7 protein-coding genes, 1 pseudogene and 1 riboswitch are annotated in these 7,114 nt (G+C 68.8%); of the genes and pseudogenes, 6 read left to right on the top strand and 2 right to left on the bottom strand.

Annotated elements, in window-relative coordinates:
* The first annotated feature begins 442 nt into the window (after positions 1 to 442).
* The 5 genes and pseudogenes from ACZ7SW_RS23480 to ACZ7SW_RS23460 all read left to right on the top strand — a co-directional run bounded on the left by ACZ7SW_RS23480 (position 443) and on the right by ACZ7SW_RS23460 (position 4,941).
* Positions 443 to 1,549 carry a PrsW family intramembrane metalloprotease gene (locus tag ACZ7SW_RS23480; RefSeq protein WP_470232617.1) on the top strand — a complete coding sequence of 369 codons (1,107 nt, stop codon included), beginning with the start codon at positions 443 to 445 and terminating at the stop codon, positions 1,547 to 1,549.
* Positions 1,550 to 1,802: 253 nt separating this feature from the next.
* A pseudogene (locus tag ACZ7SW_RS23475) lies at positions 1,803 to 2,711 on the top strand (Rossmann-like and DUF2520 domain-containing protein); the annotation flags it as partial.
* Positions 2,708 to 3,616, top strand: a complete 909-nt coding sequence (gene panC, locus ACZ7SW_RS23470) for a pantoate--beta-alanine ligase (protein ID WP_470232540.1) — start codon at positions 2,708 to 2,710, stop codon at positions 3,614 to 3,616. The pseudogene ACZ7SW_RS23475 and the gene panC, both read left to right, overlap by 4 nt.
* Before the next feature lie 12 nt (positions 3,617 to 3,628).
* Positions 3,629 to 4,123 (top strand): aspartate 1-decarboxylase, encoded by a 495-nt coding sequence (gene panD / locus ACZ7SW_RS23465; RefSeq protein ID WP_470232539.1) that lies wholly within the window; start codon positions 3,629 to 3,631, stop codon positions 4,121 to 4,123.
* Between the two features lie 44 nt (positions 4,124 to 4,167).
* On the top strand, positions 4,168 to 4,941 hold the full coding sequence (locus tag ACZ7SW_RS23460) for a type III pantothenate kinase (RefSeq protein ID WP_470232538.1): 774 nt from the start codon (positions 4,168 to 4,170) through the stop codon (positions 4,939 to 4,941).
* On the opposite strand, the gene ACZ7SW_RS23455 is transcribed toward ACZ7SW_RS23460, so the two are convergent.
* Complete coding sequence (locus ACZ7SW_RS23455) at positions 4,938 to 5,672, bottom strand: SDR family oxidoreductase (RefSeq protein ID WP_470232537.1); 735 nt, start codon at positions 5,670 to 5,672, stop codon at positions 4,938 to 4,940. The two genes, ACZ7SW_RS23460 and ACZ7SW_RS23455, sit on opposite strands and share 4 nt — an antisense overlap.
* A 134-nt stretch (positions 5,673 to 5,806) precedes the next feature.
* Here ACZ7SW_RS23455 and ACZ7SW_RS23450 point away from each other — a divergent pair, with 134 nt between their 5' ends.
* Positions 5,807 to 6,661, top strand: coding sequence for a sigma-70 family RNA polymerase sigma factor (locus ACZ7SW_RS23450; protein ID WP_470232536.1), 855 nt, complete (start codon positions 5,807 to 5,809; stop codon positions 6,659 to 6,661).
* A gap of 3 nt (positions 6,662 to 6,664) precedes the next feature.
* On the opposite strand, the gene ACZ7SW_RS23445 is transcribed toward ACZ7SW_RS23450, so the two are convergent.
* Positions 6,665 to 6,979, bottom strand: coding sequence for a DMT family transporter (locus tag ACZ7SW_RS23445; protein ID WP_116200239.1), 315 nt, complete (start codon positions 6,977 to 6,979; stop codon positions 6,665 to 6,667).
* 33 nt (positions 6,980 to 7,012) lie between these two features.
* Positions 7,013 to 7,075: riboswitch (guanidine-III (ykkC-III) riboswitch) on the bottom strand.
* Between the last annotated feature and the right edge of the window lie 39 nt (positions 7,076 to 7,114).

Genomic DNA, 7,114 nt, shown 5'->3' with positions numbered 1-7,114 from the left:
GGGGTGGGAGCGGGGGGTGGGGGTTGTGAGAAGGGGGGAGAAGGGTCTCTAAAAAACCCCCCCCGCGCCGCGTTTTTGGCTTCGTATCGGGGTGCGGGGGCGGTGTGGGTGCACTGGTGAGTTGGGTGCGCTGGTTGCGGTTTAGCGGTGGGCTTGGGTGTTTGGTGGGTTGGTGCGGTTTGGGGTCGGTGCGCGTGGCTGGGTGCGTGGTTGCGTTGTGGTTGCGGGTGCCGGTTGGTCGGGTGGTCTGTGAAGGGTGGCCGCACGGACTGGCGCGGGACAAGGGACGAGGGTCACAGGTGAGTCGCGCGGAGGGCTGAACCCTGTATGTCCAACCAGCATCCCCGGTGCGGCCTGCGTATGGTGACCGCTCGTGAACGGCACCCTTTCCGCCACGCCGCCGGGTTCTGCGTCCACGTCATCTCGTTCGCGGCACATCACCGTGCTCCTTCCGGTGCTCGGGTTGATCGTCGTGGCGTTGTGCGGGCTTTTTCTTTTCGGGCTCGCGACCGCGCGGGTGGGGTGGCTGGCCGTCGCGATTGGCGTTGTCGCCGCGTTGCTGCCGGTCGGCGTGGTGGTCGCCGGGTTGCTCTGGGTTGATCGCTGGGAGCCTGAGCCGGCGAAGTTGCTCTTGATCACTTTTGCTTGGGGCGCTTGCATTGCCACGGTCACCGCGTTGCTGATCAATACCGGGGCGGAGGCGTTCGGCGACCTGCTTCTCGGTGGTGGCAATGGCAGCAAGGTCAGCGCGCTTGTCTCCGCTCCGCTGGTCGAGGAGGCCGCGAAGGGCGTCTTTGTCCTGTTGATCTTCTGGCGGCGGAACGAGGAATTCGACGGGATCGTCGACGGTGTCGTCTACGCGGGCTTCGCGGCCGCTGGGTTTGCCTTCACCGAGAACATCTATTACTTCGGCCGCGCCTTCGCTGACCACGGCTTCGGCAACGGCACCAGTTCCGGGGTGCTGGCCGCTTTCCTCGTGCGCGGCGTGCTTTCGCCGTTCACGCATCCGCTGTTCACCGCTATGACCGGCATCGGGTTCGGCATCGCCGCGCGGTACTCGCAGCGGTGGATCCGGATTCTCGCGCCGCTGGCCGGGTACCTCGCTGGCGTCTTCCTGCACGCGCTCTGGAACGCCGCGGCTACGCTGAACGGCGGAAAGTCCTTCCTCACCCTGTATTTCCTGGTGATTTTGCCGCTGCTGATCGCCGCGATCTACGTGATCGTGGTGCAGCGGCGGAGAGAACAGCGGATCGTGGCCGCCGCGTTGCCGAAGATGGCGGCCGCGCGGTGGATCGCTCCGTCGGAGATCGACTTGCTCGCCAGTCTGTCCGGGCGGCGGGAATGGCGTAAGCAGGCGCGGAAGCAATCCGGGCGGGCGGCGGCGCGGGCCGTCGGGCGGTATCAGGCGAGCGTGACGGAGCTCGCATTCCTTCGGCGGACCCGGTTGCGCACCGAGCAGGACCGGCGGCGGCAGGAAGAGTTGTTGCAGGCACTGCGGGACGCCCGGGCGGATGCCGTGCGATTGGCGAACAATCGCGACAGTCGGTGAACATTCCCCGTCCGGGGTAGCTCGACCGTGGCAAAAGTGGCGTTCCACCGGGGGATTCGAGCTCACGACAACCGTGCGAGGCCGACTGCCAATAAGGTATGGGCGCGATTGGCCGCCCCGGGTGAAGCTGGTCACCCGGGCACCGCGATCCGGCCGGGGCGGGGCTACTCTCGCGCCGTCGTCTGGTACCCGCGACGAAAGAGCGGGACTGGAACGAACATGAGGAGTTTCGAGCCATGAGCGTCCACAGGCGCACGCCATGAACCGCCCGGCCCGCCTTGCCGTGGGCGTCGTTTCCGCCGGCCGGGTGGGCAGTGTCCTCGGTGCGGCATTGGCCAGGGCGGGCCACACCGTCGTCGCCGCGTCGGGGCTGTCCGCCGCTTCGCTGAACCGCGCGGAACGGCTGCTGCCCGATGTCCCGTTGCTGCCGCCCGACGAGGTCGTGCGGAGAGCCGATCTCGTCCTGCTCGCGTTGCCGGACGACGCGCTCGCCGGCACCGTCCGTGGTCTGGTCGCTACGAATTCGGTACGCGCCGGGCAGATCGTGGTGCACACCTCGGGCGCGCACGGCATCGACGTGCTGGCCCCGGCCGCGGAAGCCGGTGCGCTGCCGCTCGCGCTGCACCCGGTGCTCACCTTCACCGGCCGCGAGGAAGACCTCGAACGTCTTGTCGCGGCAAGCATCGGCGTCACCGCGGCACCGGACGACGACGCCGCGTGGAACGTCGGGGAGGCGCTCGCCGTCGAGATGGGCGCCGAGCCGGTGCGGATCCCCGAATCCGCGCGGGCGCTGTACCACGCGGCACTGGCGCACGGTGCGAATCACCTGATGACGCTGGTCGCCGACTGCACCGAAACCCTGCGCGACGCCGGAATCGGGTATCCGGAACGACTCGTCGCACCGCTGCTTTCGGCGGCATTGGACAATGTCCTTCGCCACGGGGACCGCGCCCTCACCGGACCGGTCCCGCGTGGTGATCTCGGCACCGTCCGCAAGCACCTCGACGTGCTCACGGACCGGGCGCCGCAGATCGCCCCGGCCTACCGGGCGCTGGCCCGGCGCACGGCCGAACGGTCCCGCGCCGCCGGCCTGCTCGATCCCGCGGCCGCGGGCGAACTGACCGATCTTCTCGCCGACCCCGCTGAAGGACAGACCCCGTGACGACACCGAAATTCCAGCGCGGAACGCTCAACACGTTCCAGCCGCCCGAGCACATCAGCAAGGTGAGCTGGGGTCTGCGCAGCCTCGGCCGGAAGATCGCGCTCGTGCCCACCATGGGTGCGCTGCACGCGGGCCACCGCGAACTGCTGCGCCGTGCGAAGCGGCTGCCGAACACCGTTGTCGCCGCGTCGATCTTCGTGAACCCGTTGCAGTTCGGCGAGGGCGAGGACTTCGAGGCTTACCCGCGTCCGCTCGAAGCCGACTTGGCGACCTTGGCCGAGGCAGGCGTCGAGCTGGCTTTCACGCCGAAGGCTTCGGACCTGTACGCGGACAACGCGGCGGTCACCCTGAACCCCGGCCCGCTCGGCGACGAGCTTGAGGGGGCCGCCCGGCCCGGGCATTTCGCCGGGGTGCTGACGGTCGTCGCGAAGCTGTTCAACCTGCTGCGCCCGGATTACGCGTTCTTCGGGGAGAAGGACTACCAGCAGCTGGTGCTGATCAAGCGGATGGTGGAGGACCTGAACATCGGCACCCGCGTCATCGGGGTGCCGACGGTCCGGGAGCGGGACGGCCTCGCGCTGTCCTCGCGCAACGTCTACCTGACGCCGGAGCAAAGGGAAGACGCTGTGGTGCTGTCGGCCGCGCTGACGGCCGGCGCGTTCGTCGGGCGGGACGGAGCCGACGCCGTGCTGGACATGGCGCGGAAGACGCTCGCGGCCCGCCCCCAGGTGGAAGTGGATTACCTGGAATTGAGGGGAACCGATCTGGGGCCGGCGCCCGTCGACGGGGAGGCGCGGTTGCTGGTCGCCGCCCGGGTGGGGAGTACCCGGCTGATCGACAACGCGGGAGTGCTGCTCGGAAAAGCCGTGGAACATCCGAGCGGGGATCCGGACGCAGGGGAATAGGGAGAGTCCACGATGTATCGCACGATGCTGAAATCGAAGATCCACCGGGCCACGGTGACCCAGGCCGACCTGCACTACGTGGGTTCGGTCACGGTCGACGAGGACCTGATGGAGGCCGCCGATCTGCTCGAGGGCGAGCAGGTGTCCATTGTGGACGTCACGAACGGCGCGCGGCTGGAGACCTACGTCATCACCGGCGAGCGCGGCAGCGGCGTGCTCGGCATCAACGGAGCCGCCGCGCATCTGGTGCACCCGGGCGACCTGGTGATCCTGATCGCCTACGGGCAGATGGACGACGCCGAGTCGCGCGCCTACCGGCCGCGAGTGATCTTTGTGGACGATTACAACCGGATCGTCGAGCGCGGGGACGACCCGGCGCACGCGCCGGACGGATCGGGTCTGCTGAGCGGCACGGTCACGCTGCCCGAAGAGGACGCGATGACCTTCCCGGTGGCCGAAACCGCGGACGCGCGCCGTCTCGACGCGTTGCTGCACGCCGAAAACTGACCTGTCCGCCGCGGCGAAAGCGAGCCGCAGTAAGGAAGACCTCGTTGCTGCTCACTGTCGACGTCGGCAACACCAACATCGTGCTCGGTCTCTACGACGGTGCCGAGCTGGTCGGTGACTGGCGGATGCGCACCGACGCGCGGATGACCGCGGACGAACTCGCGCTCACCGTGCGCGGCCTGCTCGGCCCGCACGCCGACGCGGTCACCGGGATCAGCGCGCTGTCCACGGTTCCCGCGGTGCTGCGGGAATTGCGGGTGATGCTCGGCCGCTATTACGCGCGGGTGCCGAAGATCGTGGTCGAGCCCGGCGTGCGCACCGGGGTCGCGCTGCTGGTGGACAACCCGAAGGAAGTCGGCGCGGACCGGCTGGTGAACACCCTCGCCGCGCACCATTTGCACGCCACCGCGTGCGTGGTGGTCGATTTCGGCACGTCTACCAATGTCGACGCGATCTCGGCCCGGGGCGAATTCCTCGGCGGGGCGTTCGCCCCGGGCATCGAGATCTCGGTGGACGCGCTCGCCGCCCGCGCGGCGGCGCTGCGGAAGGTGGAACTGGTCCCGCCGCGTTCGGTGATCGGCAAGAACACCGTGGAATGCCTGCAGTCCGGCATTCTGTACGGCTTCGCCGGCCAGGTCGACGGGCTTGTCCGGCGGATCGTGCGGGAATTGCGCCACGACAGCTCGGATCCGGTCACGGTGATCGCCACCGGCGGGCTCGCCCCGTTGGTGCTGGGCGAATCCGAGACGATCAAGGAGCACGTGCCGGACCTGACGCTGCTCGGCCTGCGGCTGGTCTTCGAACGGAATATGCGTTAGCCGAACTGCTCGGCGAGGTAATCCTCGAAAGTGCGGGTGCCGGTGTCCGCGTCGAGGTTGAGGTTGCCGTCCGCGCGATAGACCTTTCCGGCCGCACCGGGAATCCGCATCGGCATTTTCACCCGCCGCCGCCCGCGAACCTGCAAATACTTGTCGACCAGTTCGCCCATGCCGTACACCTTGGGCCCAGCCAGATCCCGCACTCGCCCGGCCGGGTCGCCGAGCGCCAGCCGCGCGATCCGCTCGGCTACTTCCCGGGGGTCGACCGGCTGGAAATTGATCGCGGGCACCGGCACGATCGGCAGTTTCGCCGCCGCCTGCACGGCATTGAGACAGAACCCGTGGAACTGGGCCGCGCGCAGGACGGTCGACGGCACGTCCGCCGCGGCGACGAGTTTTTCGGCCTCGTGCTTGCGACGGAAATAACCAAGCGGCACCGCGTCGGCGGCGATCACCGAAATGAAAACCAGGTGGCCGACTCCGGCGCGTTCGGCGGCGCGGACGAGATTCGCCGTCGCCACGTCGTCGCCCTTCGGACCGCCTGCCAGGTGCACGACCACGTCCGCGCCGTCGACCGCGGGGGCCAGGCCCTCGCCGGTCATCAGGTCGCAGGCGAACCGGTCGGGGCCGTTGGCGTTCCGGCTGAGGACGCGCACCTTCGCGTCGCCGAGCGCGGGAACGACCAGCTTGCCGAGGGTTCCGGTGCCGCCGGTGACCAAGATCGTCGTCATGACAATTCCTTCCGGGTAAAGTGCCGCTGGTCGGGCACTGGGGGTGTCCTACTGGGATGAACCCGGCGAAGACAGGAATGTGACAGCGCGGCCCCGGCCGCTCCGTTGAGGGTGGCGGTGGGGCGGGGTGACAGTTGGACGGAAAGAACCTGCTTGCGGCTCAATTCGAGGAGCAGCGTCCACGGCTCCGTGGGGTCGCTTACCGGATGCTCGGCTCGCTCAGCGAGGCCGACGACGCGGTGCAGGAGGCCTGGCTGCGCGTCGACAGCGCGGACATTTCCGAAGTGCAGAATCTGCCCGCCTGGCTCACCACAGTGGTCGCGCGGGTCTGCCTGAACCTGTTGCGCACGCGCGAACGCCGCCGGGAGGACTCGCTGGACGCGTTCCCGCTCGACCGCGGGGACGACGGCGCGGACCTCGCCGAAGAAGCCCAGCTGGCCGATTCCGTCGGCCTGGCGATGCTGGTAGTGCTCGACGTCCTCGGCCCGGCCGAGCGGATCGCGTTCGTGCTGCACGACATGTTCGCCGTGCCGTTCGAGGACATCGCGCAGATCCTCGACCGCAGCCCGGCGGCGGTCCGGCAACTGGCCAGCCGGGCTCGTCGCCGGGTGCGTGGCGGAGAAGCCGGGCCAGCCGACGCGAGCAAGCGGCGCGGGGCTGTCGAGGCGTATCTGGCCGCTGCTCGCGAGGGAGACTTCGCGGGACTGTTGAAAGTGCTCGACCCAGACGTCGTGCTGCACTCGGACACCGGCGCGGCACCGATGGTGCTGCGCGGTGTCCGAGCGGTCAGCAAGGGCGCGCTGCTCGCTTCGGAAGTCGCGCGCAGCACGCAGGTCGCGTTGGTCGACGGCGGTCCCGGCCTGGTGCTCGCCCCGCGCGGCCGGCTGGCCGTGGTCCTGAAGTTCGTTTTCGACGGCGACCTGATTGCCGGGATCGACGTGATTTCCGCGCCGGAGCGGCTGCGCGGGCTGGAGATCGCGCTCGGGTGAAGATCAGTGGAACAGTTTCAGCCCGACGACCCCGGCGACAATCAGCACGAGGCAGGTGATCCGGCCGACGGTGAGCGGATCGTTCATCGCGACGATCCCGTACCCCGCGGTCCCCACCGCGCCGATGCCGACCCACACCGCGTATCCGGTGCCGAGCGGAATTTCGCGCAATGAATACGCGAGGCCGGACATGCTGAGCAGCAGCGCGCCGCCGAACAGCACGCTCGGCCAGAGCCTGCTGAAGCCTTTCGAGGCGCCGAGCGCCGCGGCCCACACGGTTTCGAGAAATCCGGAAACGACAAGAACGAGCCAGGCCATGATCGAGAACCTTTCGCAGTGACGGATGCGTTCACTGCGCCGTCTTGTCGTCACCGGGTACGACGCGCTCGTCCGGGGCGGGAGCACCGCCACTTCCGAAATTAGCACCAACCGGACGTTCCCCAGTGGTGATTT

The sequence above is a fragment of the Amycolatopsis sp. NPDC114484 genome, assembly GCF_055633755.1.
Note: the sequence above shows the minus strand (reverse complement) of the source record. Positions and strands in the feature narration are given on the sequence as shown.